Consider the following 21,544-nt stretch of genomic DNA (forward strand, 5'->3'; position numbering starts at 1 on the left):
AGAAACAAGTATTAAAAACCAACTAAATACCTATGAAAAACTTGTTTAGCAACTTAAAAGGCGATTTATTAGGAGGTGTAACAGCAGGAATCGTTGCATTACCTTTGGCGCTTGCGTTTGGTGTATCTTCTGGATTAGGACCAAGTGCAGGTTTATATGGTGCTATATTTATTGCTTTTTTCGCCTCGCTTTTTGGCGGAACAAACACGCAAATATCAGGACCAACTGCTCCCATGACTGCTGTAAGTATGGTGGTTATTGCGACTATTATTGCTGCAAACGATGGTAATTTAGAGCAAGCCTTACCAACCATTCTTGTTATATTTCTTTTAGCAGGACTGATGCAAATAGGATTAGGTCTGTTAGGATTTGGTAAGTATATACGTTACATACCATATCCAGTGGTATCTGGTTTTATGACAGCAATAGGTGTTATCATTTTGGTGACTCAACTTTTACCATCAATGGGTTATTATGCTAAAGAAGATGCGTCTTATGTAGAAACGTTTAAACCTCAAGCTGAAGAAATTATTCTACAAAACATTCTTAAAGACGAAGCAGGAGAAGGTATTTTGGTTTTACAAGATTTTAAAGAAACGATTAGTCGTGCAAATCAAATTACAGATGCAGACATTTTAAAAGAAGCCAAAACATTAGCTGGTAAAGAATCTTCGGGTGTTTTAGGCACATTTAAAGTACTATCAAAAGCAGTTAAGAATATTAATTACCTCGAACTTTTACTAGCACTTGGCACCATTTTAATTATTTACGGTTTTAAGAGAATTACAACTGCAATTCCAAGTACATTAGTGGCTTTGGTAATTATGACAAGCGTTGCATTAATTTTCAACCTTAACTACATTCCTATTGAAGAGATACCTACAGGTATTCCTAAGCCAAACTTAGAGATGTTTACACAGTTTAGTTTTAGCAATGTAAAACCATTTATTTTCACAGCCTTTACTTTGGCATTGTTAGGTGCAATAGATTCTTTGTTAACCTCTGTGGTTGCAGATAACATGACAAAAACTAAACATAAGCCTAATAAAGAATTAATAGGTCAAGGAATAGGGAATAGTATCGCCTCAGTTTTTGGAGGTATTCCAGGTGCTGGAGCAACGATACGTACAGTTGTAAATATTAAATCTGGAGGTAAAACAAAACTATCTGGTATGATAGCAGCTGTAATGCTTCTAATAATATTATTAGGTTTAGGTGGTATAGCTTCAAAAATACCTGCTGCAGTACTTGCTGGTGTTTTAATTACAGTTGGTATAGGCGTTATGGATTATAAGGGACTAAAAGCTATTCCTAGTTTACCTAAAGATGTAAAAATTGGACCATTAAAACTAAGTTCAGAAGTTATAATCATGTTGGTAGTATTAGTACTTTCAACATTTTGGGATTTGGTGTATGCTGTAGGGATAGGTTTAGTAATAGCATCTCTAATATTTATGAAAAAGATTGGAGATTTAACGACTAAAAGCTCTGATGTTTCACCTCTTAAAGAAAAAGCTTGGGAAGATGAAGCAGGTTTTCCTAAAAACCTAACTCAAGAAGTATTTATAAAACACATTAATGGACCTTTGTTTTTTGGTTCCACTAGTAACTTCCAGCAACTAGCTAAGCAAATACCAGATACTGCTTCTACAGTAATTGTTAGGATGGATAGAATGCCATATATTGACCAGTCTGGATTATTTGTTTTAGAAGATATTATCATTGACTTAGAAGCTAATGGTATTCAAGTACTTTTTGTGGGTGTCCAAGAACAACCTAAATATATGATGGAACGTATTGACATTATTCCAGATTTAGTATCTAAGGAGCATATTTTTAACACCTTTTCTGAATGTTTAGATTGGGTAAAAAGTAACATTAAAGACAAATATTAAACACAACTATTTATTAATAAAAAATAAAAAATGAAAAATTTAGCAATAACAAAACAAGTACAAGACGGATTAACGCCAGATAGCGTTTTAGCAGATTTATTAGAAGGAAATAACCGTTTTGTAAATGGAAAATTAGAAGGTGCAGACAATGCAGCATTAGTACAGCAAACTACAGGAGGTCAGTTTCCTAAAGCTGTTGTACTATCTTGTATAGATTCTCGTGTACCAGTAGAAACAGTTTTAGACCAAGCAATAGGTGATATCTTTGTTGCTAGAGTTGCAGGTAATTTTGAAAATGCAGACATTTTAGGAAGCTTAGAATACTCTTGTAAAGTAGCTGGAAGTAAATTAGTATTAGTTATGGGTCACGAAGCTTGTGGAGCAGTAAAAGCTGCTTGTGATGGTGTAGAACTAGGAAACATTACACATTTACTAAGCAACATTTTACCAGCGGTTCATCAAAGTGCAGAAGAAGTAGATGGAGAAGCAAATTCTTCAAATAAAGCATTTGTTGCAAAAACAGTAGAGAATAATGTCAAATTAACAATGGATCGTATTCGTGAAAAAAGTCCAATTCTAAAAGAAATGGAAGACGCTGGCGACATTAAAATCGTAGGTGGTGTTTACAGTTTACACACTGGTAAAGTAGAAATGTTATAAAACTTTTGATACAATAAAATCTAACCTGTAAGATCTAAATCTTGCAGGTTTTTTTATGCTTCAGATTCATTAGTATCTTCAGGTGCATCAATAGGATTGTTTTCCTCGCTGGCAGCCTTTATAATATCAGGAAATACCATTGGAGCAAGAGATTTTACAGGTTTATATAAAATAGACTCTTTGACATGTTCTTCATCTACAAATGAGATGGTACTATTCATTTTATCAAAAACAATCAATAAAACACTTAAAATCAACCCTACTTTTAAGGCACCAAAAACTGCTCCTAAAAGCTTATTTAAGATTCCTAAAGAAGCAAAATCCGCTAACTTTGTAAGTGCTTTTCCAGCTAAACTAATAGCTAGAATAATAATAACAAACGTTATGGCAAATGCAGTAATATTTATTGTTTTTTCGTCCCATGACGTTTTATCCATCAAAAAATTAGAAGCAAAATAACTAAAATGGATGGCACCATAAACTCCAGCTACCAATGCAACAATAGAAGCTAATTCTACAAAAAGTCCTTTAAATAATCCGCGTACCAATCCAAATAAAAGCAAAGCACCTAAAACAATATCAATAACAGCCATAATATTAGATTTTAGACAAATATAAATTAACTTTGCGACTTTCAAACTTTATACTTTTAACCTGATACATGTCAAGAGACGAACAATTAAAACAACGCTGGGAATTAGTGGTTACAAAACTATCTAACCAGTTTGCAGATGGAGATATCCTAGATTTAGATGCTATAATATATTTAATTGGTGTGCAAGAGCTAGGTCAGTTAGAGCGTAAGTTTAAAAAAGACCACAAATTAGACTTAATGCATATTGCCATATGTAAACTATTATCGCCTTATGGATATTATGAGTTTGATTTTGTGGATGAAGATGGTTGGCCACATTACAAAGTAAAAGAAGCATTACCACATTTAAAAGCAGGAGAGCAAAGTATATTAATGAAAGAAGCTATTGTTAACTATTTTATAGAAACCGAGTATATAGAGTAGAAATTATTAAATTTGCCAATCATTACAAGATTTATGATAGACAAGATTAAAGAACTTATTGCAGAAGCTGAAGCTTTTAAAGCACAAACTAAAGATGAGGTAGAAGCATTTCGTATAAAATACTTAGGTAAAAAAGGATTGCTAAACGAGTATTTTGCTGAGTTTAAAAATGTAGCAAACGATCAAAAAAAAGAATTTGGTCAAGCTATTAATACACTAAAAAACACTGCTCAAGATAAAGTAAATGCGCTTAAAGCAGAATTGGATAGTGCTACAGACAACTCGACATCTAATTTAGATTTATCGCGTCCAGGAGAGCCTATTACTATTGGTTCTCGTCATCCTATATCTATAGTGAAAAACCAAATTATAAACATTTTTTCCAATATTGGATTTAATGTTAGTGAAGGTCCAGAGATTGAAGACGATTGGCACAACTTTACAGCATTAAATTTACCTGAATACCATCCAGCAAGAGATATGCAGGATACGTTTTTTATACAAACTAATCCTGATATTTTACTACGTACACACACCAGTTCTGTGCAAGTGCGATATATGGAAAATAATCCACCTCCAATTCGTACCATATCACCAGGTCGTGTGTATAGAAACGAAGCGATATCTGCTCGATCACATTGTTTTTTCCATCAAGTAGAAGGATTATATATTGATAAAGACGTCAGTTTTGCAGATTTAAAACAAACGCTACAATACTTTACAACCGAGTTATTTGGAAAAGCAAAAATTAGATTACGTCCATCATACTTCCCATTTACAGAGCCAAGTGCTGAGGTAGATGTATATTGGGGCTTAGAGACCGAAACTGATTATAAAATCACCAAAGGTACTGGTTGGTTAGAAATTGGTGGTTGTGGTATGGTAGATCCTAATGTATTAACTAATTGTGGAATTGATGCAGAAGCCTATTCTGGTTTTGCATTTGGAGTTGGTATTGACCGTATAGCCATGTTGTTACATCAAATTAGCGACATTAGATTACTAAGCGAGAATGATGTTAGGTTTTTGAAGCAATTTAAAAGTGCATTATAAATAGTTTTACTATACTCTAAATAAGAATATTAAAAGCTCAACTAAAATTTTAGTTGAGCTTTTTTTTACCTGTTTTTGTTTACAGGTATTTATACTCTGGTTTTAACATATTGATATTCAGATATTTGTAACGTAATCAAACTGTAATTCGATTGACTAGCTAGTTGTTTTTGATTATAAAGGCGGTTTCTGAAAAGCCTATTATAATAGAGTAAGATGACATCAAAAAAACTAAATAATTATGTCTACTTTTAAAGTAAATATCCCAGCAGGTCCATTATGGAGCAATGCAGATGCAGAAGAGAAAGCACCTAAGATAGCAGCTGCTCACCAAGGAAAATGGACAGGACAATGGAATACTGTTATTGAGTCTCAAATGAGTGTTATTGAAGTTGAATTAAACGTCAAAAACTCAGGTCCAAACGAATTTAAAACGCTTGTATTAGCAGGTCCTATTTGGAACAATGAAGCCGCACAACAATTAGGACCTGTAATTGCAGCGTCTTATGGTGCTGAGTTTACAGGTAATTGGAATACGATTACAGAAGGAGTAATGAGTGTAATCGAAATTAAATTCAAGTATTAAAACGCTATTATTTTAGTATTCTTTAAATCGATTTTACATCTTACTAAAAACAAGGTGTAAAATCGCTTTTTTCTATAGTATTAATCAATATTTTTGCATTGTTTCTAATAAAAAATTTTTAATTAATATGAAAAAAGACATCCACATCCCAAAAGTCGAAAACGTCTATATAGCAGTTGTTAACGAGTATAATGACATTTATAAGACCCAAGATTGGAATGCCTACATTATAAATGATAAAGAGGTTGATTTAGACACCATATTAATTGTTACTAGTGGTTATTCTGAAGATAAAATGACTTCCATATTCAGAAAAAAACTAGATAAATTACCAAAAAAAAGCTATGCTAAGATAGAGTTGATGCAAGAAGACTTATTTGCTATAAACAACCAGTTTAAAGTGACTTTTTTTGAAGATAATACGATGTTTGATAAAACCTATACGTTTAGAAAAAACACCATAAATTTAAAAGCGTTACAACCCATACCTTTAATGGAGGCTCGTGGTGTGTTGGTAAAATAGCTTCTAGCCTTTAACAGTTTGCTAATAGCCAAAAGCAAATAGTAAACAGCTAATTCTAATCCAACTTTTCCGTCAGTTTTTTAAATACTTTTTTAGCATCTTTACCTTCATATAAAACTGCATAAACTGCATCTATAATAGGTGTACGTGTTTTCTTTTTGTTTTTTTCGTTTAATAGATGTGCAGATTTTGTAGCATAATACCCTTCTGCAACCATACTCATTTCCATTTGGGCAGATTTTACCGTGTAACCTTTACCTATCATATTTCCAAACATGCGGTTTCTAGAAAACGTTGAATAGCCAGTTACCAGTAAATCTCCTAAGTAAGCCGAGTTGTTAATGTTACGTTTCATTTTATGCATTTTTTTAATAAAACGTTTCATTTCTCGTATGGCATTACTCATAAGCACGCTTTGGAAGTTATCTCCATAACCCAATCCATGTGCAATTCCTGCAGCAATAGCATAAATATTTTTTAGCATTACAGCGTATTCGGTACCAATAATATCGTCACTAATTTTAGTTTTGATATAATCGCTAGATAACACATCTGCAATAGCTTGTGCTTTGTTTTGGTCTGCACATGATATAGTAAGGTAAGATAAGCGCTCTAATGCTACCTCTTCTGCATGACAAGGACCAGCTATTACGCCAATATTCTCAAAAGGAATGTTGTAATTATCATGAAAATGCTCACCTAACAGTAAACCAGATTCTGGTAATATACCTTTTACTGCAGAAACCACAGTTTTACTGGTAATATCTATTGACAACTTTTCTAATTCTGAATTTATAAAAGCAGACGGAATAGCAAATATTAACACATCTGCATAAGTTGCCATCTCGTTTATGTCGTTAGTTAGCTTTAATTGTTCTAAATGAAACTCGACAGAGCTTAAATAACTAGGGTTATGTTGCTCTTTAAGTAAATGTTCTTTAGTATATACACTACGCATATACCATCCAACTTCGTTTAGGTTTTCACACAGCATTTTTACAATTGCAGTAGCCCAACTTCCAGATCCAAAAACAGCGTATTTTAATTGTTGACTCATATAAGGGATTAAATTCTATATCAAAAATACATAAAAATTAATTCTTTAAATAGCCTTGATAATCAACTGTTTAGCATTTTTGGCACGCCTTTTGAAAATGGTGTAGTATCAATCCTTAAAACGACAGATTATGAAGACGATAAAATTACTTTCGACATTTGCTTTAATAGCAACATTATTTACTTCTTGTTATACAGAAGTAGTAGTAGACAATAATGGATTTGATTCTACACCAGTAAGTATCAATCAATTGTTAAATAGCCATGAATTATGGTACGTAGCAGTAGAAGAAACTATTGGATTTGGCGAGTCCCCTTTTTTACAAATAGCTTTTACCGTATCGTTTAGAAACGGAACCCTTTACGCTAATAACAACTTAGTTGGTATTGGTAGTCAAGGTAACGGATTTGGTATACCAATTGGTTATTATAATGCTTATGATATGATTTTGGATATCGACCATGATATTGATGGATACGATAGTTTTGATGTCTATCAAATAGATAATAATACTATAGAATTGTACAATCCTTTTAATGATACCTCGTATTTTTTACATGGATACCAACGTAATAACTTTGATTACGACTTTGTATTCTATGATAACATCCAATACTTTTTACAAGAGTATGAAGCTTGGGAAAAAACATACACCAGTAACTTTGGAGCTTTAAATGAGTTTGATAACGAAAACTACTTACAGTTTTTATCTGGCGGAAATGATAATACGTTTAGAAGCAGCCAAGATCCAAACGGTGTTAATTCAAACAATTTATATTGGGATTATACAGGGTTATACAATGTTGGAAACGTTAACGGTAACATGTATTTAAAAACACTAGTCTTAGATTATGATTATTTTGATAATGAGTTATTTGAATTAAGTGTTATAAACGACCAACGTGTCGAGTTGTATCACCCAAGTTCTGGAACAGTTTACGAGTTTACAGGTAGAGGATACATTGAGTATTTAAAAGTTGGAACGGAAATAAACAAATCAAAATCTTCTGGACTTAAAAAGCGTGTACAACACACTACAAAAAAAGAAAACACTAGAGAGAATACTAGAAAAAATACAAAATCATAAATACAAATTGAATTAGTTAGTTAGTTTGTAAAAACCGTTTAAGGCTTAAGCTTTAAGCGGTTTTTTAATTCCCTTTAAGTATAAAAACAATCCACATCAGTTCGAATATTTTGCGAAGTATAGCGAAATGTATCGAGAACTATTTTTAATGATTGATTTGCATTTCCCCAAGAGTTGTTAACATAAGTTGCAGTTGGACAACTAATTTTCTAACTTTAGGACAATTATATAACACTTAAAAATAACAATTACAATTATGGGATTATTTTCATTTATTAAAAACGCAGGTGCTAAAGTATTTGGGATTGGTAAAACAGATAAAGAGGAAGCAGCAGAAGCAGCTGCAGCAGAAGTAAAAATGGAAGCTTTAGCTGCTAGAAAACTGGAAGAAACAGCAAGAGATTTAGATTTACATGTCGAAGGATTAAGTATATTTATAGACGATGATGCAGCAACCATTTCTGGTCAAGCAGCAGACCAAGCCACTAGAGAAAAACTAGTTTTATTAGTAGGTAATAGTGATGGTATTGCAACAGTAGATGACCAAATGACGGTTGCAGAAGCAGCAGAAGTTATACCAGAAGCGCAATTTCATACTGTAGTTAGTGGTGATACATTAGGTAAAATAGCAAAGCACTATTATGGTAATGCTATGAAATATCCAGAAATTTTTGAAGCGAATAAACCTATGCTAACAGATCCAGATAAAATTTATCCAGGACAGGTATTACGTATTCCGACTTTAGACTAAACTAATTATATTTTAAATTGAAAAAACACCAACTGTGAGGTTGGTGTTTTTTTGTTATTTAAATTTCGTTTAACGGTCTCGTGTATGAGCTGTAGCGGATTTTATTCGACTACTTTTCAGATAGCAATATACTTTATTTAAGCGAAAAACAGTTCGAGTTTACACTTAAACCGCTATTGCTTATACACGTTGTTGTACGCTGGCTTTTAATCTTTCGATTTTTCGAGGATACTGTCAACTAATGATTCGAATTTCACTAATAACTTTTCATAGCTTCCAGTAGTCATTGGAACAGAATTATAGAATTCAAAAGTTTTTTGTTGCAGAATTGCCATTTCGTTGTCTTCATTAATAGCATTCCAAAAAATATTCCCATTCAAGTCCCAATACTTTGTTTCTTTTTCTGTTGTTGGTTCTTTTGGTAAAAGCATAAATGATTTGAATTGCGTCGTTTTCTCGTCTAATGGACAAAATGTAACAGCCATAATATGGTCTGGTTCAATTAAGATTATTGTATTGGGGAAAATATGAATCAGAATATTTGCGCCTTGTCTTAAATTCCATTCCGAAGTTGGCTTACTTTGAAATTCTTTCATTATTCTTTTCGGAAAGATGATACTATGGTGTAATTCGTTTTCGGTATTTACACTTAAATTATCCAAAAAGTATGGCCCAATTGTATTAGCGTGTGCAATCTTAAAATGATATCCTTCTAGCGCGCCATCAACGATAAGTTTCCAATTGCAATTAAGAATTTCAGATTTATGAAAATATGGATAGAGTTCTCCAAATTCAAAACCTTTTGTCAATTCATTAATCTCTGTCAACCATTTATCTATATCAATACTACCTTTTAATTCTGAATTGGGTAAGACAAATACCATTCCAAATCGTACCCAACAATCCAACTCGATTAGACTATGTGTAGTTTCTGAAACGTCATTAAATCCTTGTGGATGAAAAACGCCCTTAAGACAACCAGCTGTATCGTAAGACCAAGCGTGATAAGGACAAACAATGTTGCGTTTTATATGGCCTTTTTGTTCTTCCAACAGTTTTACGCCACGATGCCTACACATATTTATAAAGGCTCTTACAATTCCATCTTTCCCTTTGATTACAATAATAGGAATACCTGAATCCTCGTGTAAAAAATAATCGCCTTCCTTCTTTAAATCACCAACTGCACCTGTAATAATTGGATGATTTTGAAAGATTTGTTTTTGTTCCTTCTTAAATCGTTTATTCGAATGATAACGTGAAGTTTCTATGCTATGTGTAATACCGTCAGCATCAGTTTTATTTTTCTGTTTTTCAAGATTTTCGAAAACTGTTTTAATTGTGGCTATTTGTCTTTCTTGATTCATAAATTATTCTAAATGTTTAGATTAGAAAAATATTATGAATAATTGATTTTGCTCTTGACAAATATCAAGAATTTGACTTGCTTCTAATTCTGCTTAAAGTTTCAGCACTCATTCCAAGCATTGAAGCAATATATTGAAGCGGGATTTGATTAAAAATTTCTCTGTCTGATTCAAACAAGTATTTGTATCGTTGTTCTGTTGACATCGAGATTAAGGCATAAATACGATTTTCTAAAGCCGACATTAACTTAATAAGAAATAAATTCTCATAGGTTGCCCATTCTGGTACTTCGGCTTTGAGTTTCGAGTAACCTTCGGAAGTAATAGAGTATACATTCGTACTACAAAGGGCTTGAATATTCCATTTTGCAGGTTGGTTTAAATAGAAACTACCAACATCAGTTATGAGTTGGTTTTTTCCAAAAATCCAATGTGTTATTTCTTTATCTTCTGACAAGCTATAAAATCTTAAATAACCATTTGAAATTATTGAAATTCGGTTACATTGTTTTGAAAATTTGCACAAATAATCATTTTTTGTAATCTGCTCTTTTATAAAGTACTTCTCAACTTTTGAAATAAGTCGTTCAGGTAGGTTTAAAGATTCAAATAAAAAAGTTGAAAGTAAGTTCATTTGCAGGTTTTTCAGCTTGCGTACAATGTCTCTGATAAAAAATCGTTTCAATGTTTTTTATCAATCGTTAAACGAAGTTAGTTGAAAAAAATGAAAATGTCAAGCTAGTTACCTTTCTCTTCCGTTTTAATTAATGTTCCATTTTCATCATAAAAGGTCCAAGTACCAGCTTCTTTTCCGTTAATGTACATGCCTTTTTCTCTTATAATTTTTTGATCTAAAGAATATTGTAGATAGTAGGTTTTCTTGCTATTTTTTAACTCATTAAACACTCTATAAGAGTTGTCATGTTTAAAGGCTTTTTTTGTAATTAAAGACGAATCTGTTTTAATTCGCTCTTCATGCAAATAACTAATCCAAGAAGCAACATTACTGTCTCTATTAGCATAATAACCGTTAGGTAAATTAATAATGTTACAAAGACTAGGGTCTTTTTTAATTAAATCTTTAAAGGTGTATCTTTTAAACGCTCTGGATTTTGCATCACTAAACAAGGTCCACTTGCCATCAAAAGCATGTTGCACTTCTGTAATTGGAGTACTAAATGTCGCATCTGTAAAGGTGAGCATATCTGTGTTTAATTGTGTATTGGTTAGACCTTCAATACATTTAGAATTGGACGTAGTGTGTGTTAATTCAAAAGTGGTATTGGTTGAAGTATCAGGACTATTGTCCTGTTTATTGTAAACGTTCCATGTCACTAATTTTGGATCAAACCTATAGTCTAATTGAATAAATGTTATGGCATTGGTTTCAACTTTTGACACTAATAATGGTGCAGACGTCACACCTTTTAAAAATATATTACCAAATAAGTTAACGATAATAAAGTCTGAGGTCCATGTGCTGCTACTATATTCTTTAGTGTAAGTGATAGTACCATTTGTTGATGGATTATATAGTAATTTGTCACTTAATGTAGTAGTCGTGTCATCAACTTCATAAAAGGTATTGCTAATAAGCTTGTTTTTAAATATGTCTTTATTTACAGCTAAAGATTGCTCTATTGCTTTAAAAGGCATAAAGGCGTCGTTAACAGCAATTTTAAAGGACTTAGTAGACCTATTATAAGTTATAGGGAATGACTTATCTTTTAACATCAAGCGTATTCCCTCATTGGAAGCCTTGATAGTTAAAGTGTCTATCTTACTTGATAACTGTATGTTTCCAGTCTCCATATTAATTTGTTCAAAAAAACGTAACAAGTACATCTTGTCTTTTTTTACCAAAGCAAATTGTTGGATTTTATCACGTAACGTTTCTCCTGAAGCATTTTCAATACCATAACCTTTCCAAAAACTGTTATCTTGTAACTGTCCAAAAATTAAACACGGAAACAATATAAATAGGTAAAGTGTTTTTTTCATAAGTTTATCCTATCTGTAAAAGTTCATCTCATCCAAATACGACCATACATGTTCTGGTAACAAAGGTTTTATGTTTTTACCTGCTTTAATACTATTGCGGATTAAGGTTGAGGAAATCTCCATTATTGGCGCATCAACATGGTGTATATTGGGATGATTATCAAATTGGGTTTCTAAAGTACCTTCACTAATTCTTGGATATACATAAATGTGATGGTTACTTAAAATAACCTGGTAATTTTTCCATTTATGGAAGCTTTTTAGATTGTCTTCTCCCATAATAAGTGAAAACTCTTTGTTTGGATATTTTTCGGTTAAATGGGCTAAAGTATTAACAGTATAATTAGGTTGCGGTAAGTTAAACTCGATATCACTTTCTTTAAGCGTATCGTAGTCTTTGGTTGCTAAATACACCATTTCTAAGCGTTGGTGATTATCTAAAAGCGAGCTTTTCTTTTTAAATGGATTATGAGGTGTTACTACAAACCAGATTTGATCTAAATCGCTATTTTCAACCAATTGGTTGGCGATTATTAAATGCCCAACGTGTATTGGGTTAAAAGATCCAAAGTATAAGCCTATTTTCATTACCATCTAAATCTTCCCAAAGGGAAGACTTTTTTTAGTTTTAGTTTTTGTTGCACTTCGACTGCGCTCAGTGTGACAATGCAACTATTTTTTTATAAAATCTCCAACAATCGTTTCTGCTTCTATTAAAGCTTTTTCTAAATTATCGTTTTCTATAATCACATCAAATAATGGTGCTGTTGCTAACTCTGCACTAGCTTTAGCAATACGCATGTTTATTTTGTCGTTACTCTCGGTTTGACGTTTTTTAAGTCTTATTTTAAGCTCGTCAATACTTGGTGGTTTTACAAAAACTGCCAAGGTTTGTTCAGGAAATTTTCGTTTAATACGTAAGCCACCAGACACATCAATATCAAAAATAACGTTTTTACCAAGTGCCCAAAGTCGTTCGACTTCTGTTTTTAAAGTGCCATAAAAATTATCTCTATATACTTCTTCCCACTCTAAAAAGGCATCGTCTTTTATGTTTTGCTTAAATTGTTTCGCTGTTAAAAAATAATAGTCTTTAGCATCTTCTTCGGTTCCGCGTTTTTCTCTAGATGTTGCAGAGATGGAAAAAGCTAAGTTTAGTTGTTCTTGCTTTAATAAATGCCTTACAATGGTTGTTTTTCCAGAACCTGATGGAGCAGAGAATACAATGAGTTTGCCTTGTTTGGTGTTTTCGTTCATTCTTTAAAATATCTTAAGCAGATACTGCTAACTGCTACTGAATACTGCTTACTTTTTACAGTACATTCAATAATTGTTCCTTAATTTTTTCTAACTCGTCTTTCATCTGTACCACCAATTGTTGCATTGGTGCATAATTACTTTTAGAGCCAATAGTATTGATTTCTCGACCAATTTCTTGAGCGATAAACCCTAATTTTTTCCCGTTAGAATCTTTACTATTAATACTTTCAGTAAAATAGTTTAAATGATTGTCTAAGCGGACTTTTTCTTCGGTTATATCAAACTTTTCTATGTAATAGACTAGTTCTTGCTCAAAACGGTTTTCGTCATACTTTTCTCTAAGCTCTTCTACGCCTTTACGTAAGCGTTCTCTTACTCCTTCAATTCGCTCTGGATCCATAGCAATAACTTGTTCTAACAGCGCTGCAATATTTTTAATACGGTCGTTAAAATCTTGTTCTAAGACTTTACCTTCATTTAACCTATAGTCTGTCAAGCTATTTAATGCAGATTTTATTTCAGATTCAATCTGTTCCCATTCTTGGTTGTCAATTTCTTCTCTAACCGTATTTAACGCATCAGGAAAACGGACTGCCATTTTTAATAATTCTTGATCGTCACTGGTGTTAAGAAGGTCTCGTAATTGATGCATATATTGCTTAACTACAGGTGCATTTAATTGTGTTGAGGTATCATCTGCAGTAGTTTCTACAAAGATGGAAAAATCTACTTTCCCTCTAACTAATCGGTTAGCAATTAGTTTACGTAGATCTAACTCTTTTTCTCGGTAAATTGAAGGCATTCGTGCATTCAAATCTAGGTTTTTGCTGTTAAGTGACTTTAACTCTATTGTTATTTTTTTTGTTGGCAATTGTAATACAGATTTGCCATAACCTGTCATTGAATAAATCATATACACACTAATTGATTGCTACAAAGGTAAGTAAAATGTTAACGCTTAAGAAATAGAATATTTATTATGCATGCAGAGTAAATAATTGTAATTTTGAAGAAATTAAAGCTTAAAAAAATGTACAAAAAAGATTTTGAAATTAGATGGAGTGATATTGATGCTAACAGACATTTAGCTAACTCGGCTTACATCAATTTTATGTCACATACTAGAACAGCTTTTTTGCAAGATCATGGATTTTCTTTAATGACTTTAGGAAAAGCAGGTATTGGTCCTGTCGTATTTCATGAACATGTACATTATTTTAAAGAAGCTTTTTTAGGTCAACCCATAACTGTTAGTTTAGAAGTGTCTGGTTTAAGTGAAGACGGAATGTTTTTTAGGTTTGACCATAATTTTTACGATAGCAAAGGTCATAATTTAGCGTTTTGCGAAATTTCTGGAGCTTGGATAAACCTAAATACTAGAAAACTTACTGGATTGAATGATTCTTTGCTAGAACTAGCAAATCAATTTCCAAGAACTAAAGACTTTAAAACCTTAACCAAGCAAGATATGCGTATTCATGGTCGTATGCCTAAGCATGTAACACTTTAGGCTTTTTAGTTACTAAATACACACCAAAAAAGATTAAGGACGATGCTATTAACTTAACAGAAGTTACTGCATCACTACCAACAATGACCGCATAAATACCAGCAATTAAAGGCTGTAAATAAATAAATACAGTTACTGTAGACGCTTTTAAGTGTCTTAAAGCTAAAGGGTTTAATAGGTAGGTACCAAAGGTTGCGCCAACAACAACAAATACTACCGAAAACCAAATGTATGGTGTAAAGGAAGCGATGTTAATTGCTATGATCTGATTATAACCAAACGGTAACACTAAGAAAAAGCCAAATAAAAACAACCATCTAATGAAGGTAAATGGATGATATTTGTAGGTGAGTTTTTTGACAATTATTATGTAAATACTATAAGAAATAGCATTAAGTAAAATCATGATGTTGCCTAAAAACACATTATCTGCTGGACTTGCAGATCTACCATAAACAGTTAAGATTGTTGCACCAGCAAAACCAAAAATAACACCTAGCACCTTAAGTCTTGTAATTTTTTCTCCTAGATAAAAAGATGATAGTATTAATACGATAATAGGACTAATAATCATTATTACAGAAGCATGAATAGGTGTAGTCAATTCCAAGCCTTTAAAAAACAGTAACATATTTGTTGCAACTCCAAAAACAGCAGCATAAAAAAGTGTTAGAAAATCTTTTTTCTCAATCTTTTCTTTTGGACCTAAAAAACTAAACATCCAAAACAATGCTACAGCTGCGCCAACTCTGATTACTATAAAACCAAATGGTTTTATAAAGCCACCAACCATAACGTCCTTTGCAAAAGTATAATTTAGACCATAAAGTACTTGCACCATTAAAGCAGCAAGTAAAGCCCAATATCTAGTTTTCATGAAGCACAGTTTTTGCAGATTCAATGGTTTTTTTAGCACTTCCAATAAATATAGCATCGTCTATTACAATTACTGGTCTGCTTAAAAAGGTGTAATGATCTAATAGATAATGTTTGTAATCTTTTTCGGTTAGGGTTTGGTCTTTTAGACCCATGTCTTTGTAGAGTTTTGCACGTCTACTAAATAAGGCTTCGTAGCTACCTGCTAATGCTTTTAACGCTTCAATTTGTTTGGCAGTTAATGGATTAGTTTTAATGTCCTGTAGCTCGAAATCTGAAGGAAGATTAAGATCATTTAATATTCTACTACAGGTATTACACGTTTTTAGGTAGTATACTTTTTTCATGGTATCTAAAATTTAGGCAAAGGTCGTTTTTTTTAACAAAAAAGTATTCTCTTTTTAATTAAAACTAGTCTTCATCAGGCGAAGTTTCCGCGAAAGCGTTATGTTTAATTGGAAAATTACACGAACGAGCGATAAAACACATTTTGTTTGCTTCATGATGTAATTGATTGGCTTTGTGTATCATGCTAGCATCCTTTACAATCACTTTAGGATATAAGGTTACACTTGTAAATTGCCCACTGCCATCTTGGTTTTCTTGCATGACTCCTTTGGCTTGATCTGTATATTTGGTGATAATTATTTGGTGTGTCGCGCAGAGATGTAAATACCAAAGCATGTGGCAAGAGGCAATGGAAGATAGTAAAAGTTCTTCTGGATTATAACGAGTTTTGTTTCCTAAAAAAGCAGGGTCAGAACTTGCTAAAATTGGATTGTCTTTATTAGAAATTGTTATTGTATGATTACGATTATAGCTTTTGTAATTTGTGGTTCCGTCACCAAGATTACCTGTCCAAGTGATAGTTGATTGGTAGTTGTGTGTTTCCATTGTTTTGTTTAAAATCTAAAGTTAAAAATTGAAAGCTTATTAGTTTAAGATTTTTTAAATTAGTTATTTGAAATAAAATTGAATACTATGGATTTTGCATTTGATACTACTATTAAAAACAGAACGCTATTAAAACATTTTTTAGAAACGTTTACTTTGGAACAATTAAATAAAGTTCCTGAAGGTTATAGCAATAATATTTTTTGGAATGTGGCACACACAGTTGTTACACAACAATTATTAGTGTATAAATTGTCAGGTTTACCAATGATAATTAGTGACGATTTGGTTGAGACTTACAGAAAAGGCACAAAAGTAGAACGTGATGTGACACAAGCTGAAGTAGATTTGGTAAAGGGCTTATTGTTTTCTACAATTGAAAAAACTAAAGAAGATTACAATAACAGGTTGTTTCAAACTTATCATGAATATACTGTGACTACTAAAAGTACATTAACTAATGTTGATGAAGCCATAGCGTTTAATAATTTTCATGAAGGAATCCACTTAGGTTATATTTTAGCCTTAAAGAAAAATATTTAGTAGTTTAAATAAGGGTCTACTACAGCAAATGGAAGTGTAAACTCAATAATATTTTGATTTAATTGTCCAAACGCATCTTTATTATAAATAATGATAATACCGTCTTCATTAAACCCAATAGTTTCGGGTAATTTAAAGGTATTAGCATTGTCATTTAGACTGGTATAGGTTGTTAGTAATTCTTTGTCGTAATACTTTTTAACTAAAGCTTTAAAAGCATTCATATCGTTAACCATATCTTCTGTAGATAAAGACTTACCGTCTGCTAAATCAAAATTAAAAAACTTTGTTTTTAATGTGCTACTAGGTGATCCTGTATTAATATTACCATTCATTGCTATACTCACTAGGGTTTCATTTTGATAAGAAACTTCTCCATCAATAAACGCTTCCCAACGTGGTAAAACAGTATCAAATTCGTTTGCCAGAGTTTTATTAAAATTATTATAAGCCTCATTAAAAGCTTCAATACTAGCTTCTATAGTTCCTTTTTTACTTTTTGCACTATCAATATTTAGTATATCGCAAGTAAAACCTGCTAGTGTATTATTGATGTTTTTGGCTATTCTAGACGTACCGTTTGCTTTAGGGATAATCACTTCAACTAAAGTTTCTTTATCCTTAGTCATTAGTGTTTCAGAAAAAGTTAATGTTGCTTTTTTTTGACAAGAGACCATCATAAAAAAACAAGTAACTACTATTAATAGTATTGGTTTAGGTTGAGATAAGGTGTTAAACATAGATTAAAGATATTGTTCTAGTTTTTATACAACGAATTAAAAACTATTTTTGTTGCTAACAAAAGTTTTCAGTATGAAATTTAATACCAAAACCATACATGGTGGTCAAAAACACGATCCAGCTTATGGAGCTGTAATGCCTCCAATATATCAAACGTCTACTTACGCGCAATCTACACCTGGTGGTCATAAAGGGTTTGAGTATTCAAGAACACATAATCCAACGCGTCAGGCTTTAGAAAACGCTTTGGCAAGTTTAGAAAACGGAACTTTTGGTTTAGCATTTGGGTCTGGATTAGCTGCTATTGATGCTGTAATAAAGCTTTTAAAACCTGGTGATGAGGTGATTTCTACAAACGATTTGTATGGTGGATCATATCGATTATTTACTAAAATTTTTGAAGATTTTGGAATAAAGTTTCATTTTATAGGTATGCAGAATGCAGCTAATATTGAAAACTATATTAATGCTAATACAAAACTTATTTGGGTTGAAACACCAACAAACCCAATGATGAACATTATTGATATTATTACAACATCAAAAATCGCTAAACAACACAAAGTACTTTTAGCAGTAGACAATACTTTTGCAACGCCATATTTACAGCAGCCTTTAGAGTTAGGAGCAGATATAGTCATGCATTCTGCTACTAAATATCTTGGTGGACATAGCGACTTGGTTATGGGAGCATTAATTGTAAAAGATAAAATGTTAGCAGATAAATTATATTTTATTCAGAACGCTAGTGGTGCTATTTGTGGACCACAAGACGCATTTTTAGCACTTCGAGGAATTAAAACCTTGCATGTTAGAATGCAACGTCACTGCGAAAATGGTAAGGCTGTAGCCGAATACTTAGCAGCACATCCAAAAACAGAAAACGTATACTGGCCAGGATTTGAAACACATCCAAACCACGATATTGCAAAAGGACAAATGAAGGGTTTTGGTGGTATGATATCTTTTGTAACTAAAGGAAACAACTATGAAGACGCCATTCAAATAGTTGAAAATCTTAAAGTGTTTACTTTAGCAGAATCTTTAGGAGGTGTGGAGTCACTTTGTGGTCATCCTGCTAGTATGACACACGCTAGTATTCCCAAACAAGAACGAGAAAATATTGGTGTAGTGGATAGTTTGATTCGTTTAAGTGTAGGTATTGAGGACGTAGAAGATTTAATAAATGATTTAAAACAAGCTATAGGCTAGCCAAGAAAAAAAGAATTAGAAACAAAAAAAGCCCAAGTTAATACTTGAGCTTTTTGTTATATTTTTATTTAAAGATTAATCTAAGTAATAAATGTAACCCACATTTAGCCAAACTAACCAATCGTTATACTTGTTGTAGTCTTCTAATTTATGGTTTAAGCCATCAACCCAATCGCTAAAATAATATTGGCCTCTTAAATCTAACATTAAATCCGATACAACCGTTAATTTGTATCTAACTCCAATACTAGATACAATAGACCAAGTACTTCCGCCACTAACATCAATAGGTACAGGTAAGTTAGTTGGATCATTGACATACCAAGGATTATAGAAATTGTTTAAGTTATTTATATTTCCAGGATCACCTTCTCCAAGATAAGAAGTGCTTACTTTTGGGTTAAAAGACACATAGTGTGCTCCTAAACTAATAAAAGGTGCAAACTTATAGCCAAAAGCTTGAAAAGATCTAATACTTAGTGGAAAATACTCTAATTGCATTCCTATATCTAAATTGTTTGCTTCACCAGAGTGTGCTCTAAGTCTATCGGCATCTGCACTAGTTTGAGAAGGATCTACAAACTGACCTAAATGATCTAATTTAGTTTTATTCCAAGAAATCTCAGAACGTAATTTAAAGTGATCGTTAAAATAGTTATCGGTAGTATAACAGTTACAATCTGCTTGATACGCGAAATTGATATAGTGTACTAAACCAATACCAATCCCAGAATTCCCTGCATTTGTTTCATAATCAAAACGCTCTCCATAATCAGATTTAAAAGCTACAGGTCCAGTAATAATTCCAATTTCATGAGAAAAACCCAATTGAGAATATGCAGTACTAGCACTTAAAAAAATAAGTATTGCTAGAGTTAATTGTTTAGGGTTAAGCATAATAAAGCTTTGTTTTTAGAGGCTAATTTATTCAACAAATATATAAAACTACGACGAACATACAAATTTTGCAGATAAAATGCAGTAATTAAATGATTTTTTTCAAGTTATTTGATTTTACTACAACGTTTGCGAAATTTAAAAAAAAGTAGGTGTAGAATTAAAGATAATGTATCTTTGCCTTACATTTTTATGGATTGTATAACAGAATCGTAATTATTTACATAAATGAAAAACAAAATTGAAGCTTTTTTAGATTTAGTAAAGCAAAAAAATGGTAACGAGCCAGAGTTTTTGCAAGCAGTACACGAAGTTGCAGAAACCGTAATTCCGTTTATAGAAGAAAACCCAAAATATCAAGGTAAGATGTTGTTGGAACGCATGGTAGAACCAGAGCGTACTATCATTTTTAGAGTTCCTTGGATTGATGATAATGGAAACACTCAGGTCAATAGAGCGTTTAGAGTAGAATTTAACTCTGCGATTGGACCTTACAAAGGAGGTTTGCGTTTTCATCCATCTGTAAACTTAAGTATATTAAAATTTTTAGGGTTTGAGCAATTATTTAAAAACTCTTTGACCACCTTACCAATGGGTGGAGGGAAAGGAGGAAGTGATTTTGACCCTAAAGGAAAAAGCGATAACGAGGTGATGCGTTTTTGTCAATCTTTTATGACCGAATTATTTAGACACATTGGAGCTAATACAGATGTGCCAGCAGGAGACATTGGTGTTGGAGGACGAGAAATCGGCTACATGTTTGGACAATATAAGCGATTAAAAAACGAATTTACAGGCGTACTAACTGGAAAAGGGTTGTCTTATGGAGGATCTTTAATCAGACCAGAAGCTACAGGATATGGCTGTGTCTATTTTGCAAAGAACATGTTAGCAACAAAAGACGATTCTTTTGAAGGAAAAACGGTAGTTATTTCTGGATCAGGAAATGTGGCACAATATGCTTGTGAAAAAGCTACACAATTAGGTGGTAAAGTGGTTACTATGTCCGATTCTTCTGGATTTATTCATGATAAAGATGGAATTGATGAAGACAAGTTAGCTTTTATAATGGAGCTTAAAAATGTAAAGCGAGGAAGAATTAGTGAGTATACAGATGAGTACACATCTGCAACTTTCCATAAAGGCGAAAGACCATGGAACGTTGATTGTGATATAGCTATGCCATGTGCTACACAAAATGAATTAAATAAAGAAGAGGCTGAAGCATTAGTTGAAAATAATGTTATTGCAGTTGCAGAAGGTGCTAATATGCCTACTACGCCTGAAGCAATTGAAGTGTTTCAAAAGTCAAAAGTACTATTCTCTCCTGGAAAAGCATCCAATGCTGGAGGTGTTGCAACTTCTGGATTAGAGATGAGTCAAAACTCATTACGTTACAGCTGGACAAGAGAAGAGGTTGATGCAAAGCTTAACCAAATTATGGATGATATCCATGCATCTTGCGTAGAATATGGTAAACAAAAAGACGGAACTATAGATTACGTGAAAGGTGCAAATGTAGCAGGGTTTGTAAAAGTTGCAGATGCCATGTTAGCACAGGGAGTTGTATAATTTTAAAGTATATATCTTTTATAAAAACCCTTAACTGTATA

25 protein-coding genes are annotated in these 21,544 nt (G+C 32.4%); 12 read left to right on the forward strand and 13 right to left on the reverse strand.

Features of this window, described 5'->3' with window-relative positions; translation table 11 throughout:
• Positions 1-32: 32 nt before the first annotated feature.
• Positions 33-1,895 (forward strand): SulP family inorganic anion transporter, encoded by a 1,863-nt coding sequence (locus Ollyesu_RS05930; protein WP_279302875.1) that lies wholly within the window; start codon positions 33-35, stop codon positions 1,893-1,895.
• A 30-nt stretch (positions 1,896-1,925) separates the two neighbouring features.
• Positions 1,926-2,555, forward strand: coding sequence for a carbonic anhydrase family protein (locus Ollyesu_RS05935; RefSeq protein ID WP_279302876.1), 630 nt, complete (start codon positions 1,926-1,928; stop codon positions 2,553-2,555).
• 53 nt (positions 2,556-2,608) lie between these two features.
• On the opposite strand, the gene Ollyesu_RS05940 is transcribed toward Ollyesu_RS05935, so the two are convergent.
• Entirely contained in the window at positions 2,609-3,148 is a 540-nt protein-coding gene (locus Ollyesu_RS05940) for a CvpA family protein (protein ID WP_279302877.1), read from the reverse strand.
• A gap of 68 nt (positions 3,149-3,216) precedes the next feature.
• Between Ollyesu_RS05940 and Ollyesu_RS05945 the strand changes: the two genes are divergently transcribed.
• From Ollyesu_RS05945 to Ollyesu_RS05960, 4 genes are all read left to right on the forward strand, one after another.
• Entirely contained in the window at positions 3,217-3,573 is a 357-nt protein-coding gene (locus tag Ollyesu_RS05945) for a hypothetical protein (RefSeq protein WP_279302878.1), read from the forward strand.
• Between the two features lie 33 nt (positions 3,574-3,606).
• Entirely contained in the window at positions 3,607-4,626 is a 1,020-nt protein-coding gene (pheS, locus tag Ollyesu_RS05950; RefSeq protein ID WP_279302879.1) for a phenylalanine--tRNA ligase subunit alpha, read from the forward strand.
• Positions 4,627-4,867: 241 nt separating this feature from the next.
• On the forward strand, positions 4,868-5,212 hold the full coding sequence (locus tag Ollyesu_RS05955; RefSeq protein WP_279302880.1) for a mannan-binding lectin: 345 nt from the start codon (positions 4,868-4,870) through the stop codon (positions 5,210-5,212).
• 127 nt (positions 5,213-5,339) lie between these two features.
• Entirely contained in the window at positions 5,340-5,735 is a 396-nt protein-coding gene (locus tag Ollyesu_RS05960) for a hypothetical protein (protein ID WP_279302881.1), read from the forward strand.
• A 55-nt stretch (positions 5,736-5,790) separates the two neighbouring features.
• On the opposite strand, the gene Ollyesu_RS05965 is transcribed toward Ollyesu_RS05960, so the two are convergent.
• Positions 5,791-6,792 (reverse strand): NAD(P)H-dependent glycerol-3-phosphate dehydrogenase, encoded by a 1,002-nt coding sequence (locus tag Ollyesu_RS05965; protein WP_279302882.1) that lies wholly within the window; start codon positions 6,790-6,792, stop codon positions 5,791-5,793.
• A gap of 130 nt (positions 6,793-6,922) precedes the next feature.
• On the opposite strand from Ollyesu_RS05965, the gene Ollyesu_RS05970 reads away from it, so the two are divergent.
• Both Ollyesu_RS05970 and lysM read left to right on the forward strand, forming a co-directional pair.
• The gene (locus Ollyesu_RS05970; protein ID WP_279302883.1) at positions 6,923-7,879 is read left to right on the forward strand and encodes a nicotinic acid mononucleotide adenyltransferase; all 957 of its coding nucleotides are present in this window, start codon (positions 6,923-6,925) and stop codon (positions 7,877-7,879) included.
• Positions 7,880-8,135: 256 nt separating this feature from the next.
• Entirely contained in the window at positions 8,136-8,630 is a 495-nt protein-coding gene (gene lysM / locus Ollyesu_RS05975) for a peptidoglycan-binding protein LysM (RefSeq protein WP_279302884.1), read from the forward strand.
• Positions 8,631-8,836: 206 nt separating this feature from the next.
• Here lysM and Ollyesu_RS05980 read toward each other — a convergent pair whose 3' ends face one another.
• The 6 genes from Ollyesu_RS05980 to Ollyesu_RS06005 form a co-directional block, all read right to left on the reverse strand.
• Positions 8,837-9,997: an SRPBCC family protein gene (locus tag Ollyesu_RS05980; RefSeq protein ID WP_279302885.1), complete on the reverse strand. Its 1,161-nt coding sequence runs from the start codon at positions 9,995-9,997 to the stop codon at positions 8,837-8,839.
• A gap of 64 nt (positions 9,998-10,061) precedes the next feature.
• Positions 10,062-10,631, reverse strand: coding sequence for a cyclic nucleotide-binding domain-containing protein (locus Ollyesu_RS05985; RefSeq protein ID WP_279302886.1), 570 nt, complete (start codon positions 10,629-10,631; stop codon positions 10,062-10,064).
• A gap of 104 nt (positions 10,632-10,735) precedes the next feature.
• A complete protein-coding gene (locus Ollyesu_RS05990) occupies positions 10,736-11,998 on the reverse strand; it encodes a hypothetical protein (RefSeq protein WP_279302887.1) in 1,263 nt (420 codons plus the stop codon).
• A 9-nt stretch (positions 11,999-12,007) separates the two neighbouring features.
• On the reverse strand, positions 12,008-12,586 hold the full coding sequence (gene nadD, locus Ollyesu_RS05995; RefSeq protein ID WP_279302888.1) for a nicotinate (nicotinamide) nucleotide adenylyltransferase: 579 nt from the start codon (positions 12,584-12,586) through the stop codon (positions 12,008-12,010).
• Positions 12,587-12,670: 84 nt separating this feature from the next.
• The gene (gene gmk / locus Ollyesu_RS06000; protein WP_279302889.1) at positions 12,671-13,255 is read right to left on the reverse strand and encodes a guanylate kinase; all 585 of its coding nucleotides are present in this window, start codon (positions 13,253-13,255) and stop codon (positions 12,671-12,673) included.
• Between the two features lie 55 nt (positions 13,256-13,310).
• Positions 13,311-14,171, reverse strand: coding sequence for a YicC/YloC family endoribonuclease (locus tag Ollyesu_RS06005; protein WP_279302890.1), 861 nt, complete (start codon positions 14,169-14,171; stop codon positions 13,311-13,313).
• A 117-nt stretch (positions 14,172-14,288) separates the two neighbouring features.
• Here Ollyesu_RS06005 and Ollyesu_RS06010 point away from each other — a divergent pair, with 117 nt between their 5' ends.
• Positions 14,289-14,768, forward strand: a complete 480-nt coding sequence (locus Ollyesu_RS06010; RefSeq protein WP_279302891.1) for an acyl-CoA thioesterase — start codon at positions 14,289-14,291, stop codon at positions 14,766-14,768.
• Here the strand turns inward: Ollyesu_RS06010 and Ollyesu_RS06015 are convergent.
• From Ollyesu_RS06015 to Ollyesu_RS06025, 3 genes are all read right to left on the reverse strand, one after another.
• On the reverse strand, positions 14,749-15,645 hold the full coding sequence (locus Ollyesu_RS06015) for a DMT family transporter (protein ID WP_279302892.1): 897 nt from the start codon (positions 15,643-15,645) through the stop codon (positions 14,749-14,751). The two genes, Ollyesu_RS06010 and Ollyesu_RS06015, sit on opposite strands and share 20 nt — an antisense overlap.
• Complete coding sequence (locus Ollyesu_RS06020) at positions 15,635-15,991, reverse strand: ArsC/Spx/MgsR family protein (protein ID WP_279302893.1); 357 nt, start codon at positions 15,989-15,991, stop codon at positions 15,635-15,637. Before Ollyesu_RS06020 ends, Ollyesu_RS06015 begins: the two co-directional genes overlap by 11 nt.
• Positions 15,992-16,055: 64 nt before the next feature.
• The gene (locus Ollyesu_RS06025; RefSeq protein ID WP_279302894.1) at positions 16,056-16,538 is read right to left on the reverse strand and encodes an OsmC family protein; all 483 of its coding nucleotides are present in this window, start codon (positions 16,536-16,538) and stop codon (positions 16,056-16,058) included.
• Between the two features lie 87 nt (positions 16,539-16,625).
• Here Ollyesu_RS06025 and Ollyesu_RS06030 point away from each other — a divergent pair, with 87 nt between their 5' ends.
• Complete coding sequence (locus Ollyesu_RS06030) at positions 16,626-17,081, forward strand: DinB family protein (protein WP_279302895.1); 456 nt, start codon at positions 16,626-16,628, stop codon at positions 17,079-17,081.
• Here Ollyesu_RS06030 and Ollyesu_RS06035 read toward each other — a convergent pair.
• On the reverse strand, positions 17,078-17,821 hold the full coding sequence (locus tag Ollyesu_RS06035; RefSeq protein WP_279302896.1) for a DUF4163 domain-containing protein: 744 nt from the start codon (positions 17,819-17,821) through the stop codon (positions 17,078-17,080). The genes Ollyesu_RS06030 and Ollyesu_RS06035 overlap by 4 nt on opposite strands.
• 73 nt (positions 17,822-17,894) lie before the next feature.
• On the opposite strand from Ollyesu_RS06035, the gene Ollyesu_RS06040 reads away from it, so the two are divergent.
• Positions 17,895-19,034: a cystathionine gamma-synthase gene (locus Ollyesu_RS06040; RefSeq protein WP_279302897.1), complete on the forward strand. Its 1,140-nt coding sequence runs from the start codon at positions 17,895-17,897 to the stop codon at positions 19,032-19,034.
• Positions 19,035-19,109: 75 nt separating this feature from the next.
• Here the strand turns inward: Ollyesu_RS06040 and Ollyesu_RS06045 are convergent, their stop codons facing one another.
• Positions 19,110-19,931: a glutamate dehydrogenase gene (locus Ollyesu_RS06045; RefSeq protein ID WP_279302898.1), complete on the reverse strand. Its 822-nt coding sequence runs from the start codon at positions 19,929-19,931 to the stop codon at positions 19,110-19,112.
• 228 nt (positions 19,932-20,159) lie between these two features.
• Here Ollyesu_RS06045 and gdhA point away from each other — a divergent pair, with 228 nt between their 5' ends.
• A complete protein-coding gene (gene gdhA / locus Ollyesu_RS06050) occupies positions 20,160-21,503 on the forward strand; it encodes an NADP-specific glutamate dehydrogenase (RefSeq protein ID WP_279302899.1) in 1,344 nt (447 codons plus the stop codon).
• Positions 21,504-21,544: the final 41 nt, after the last annotated feature.

The sequence above is a fragment of the Olleya sp. YS genome, assembly GCF_029760915.1.
Classification (GTDB): Bacteria; Bacteroidota; Bacteroidia; order Flavobacteriales; family Flavobacteriaceae; genus Olleya.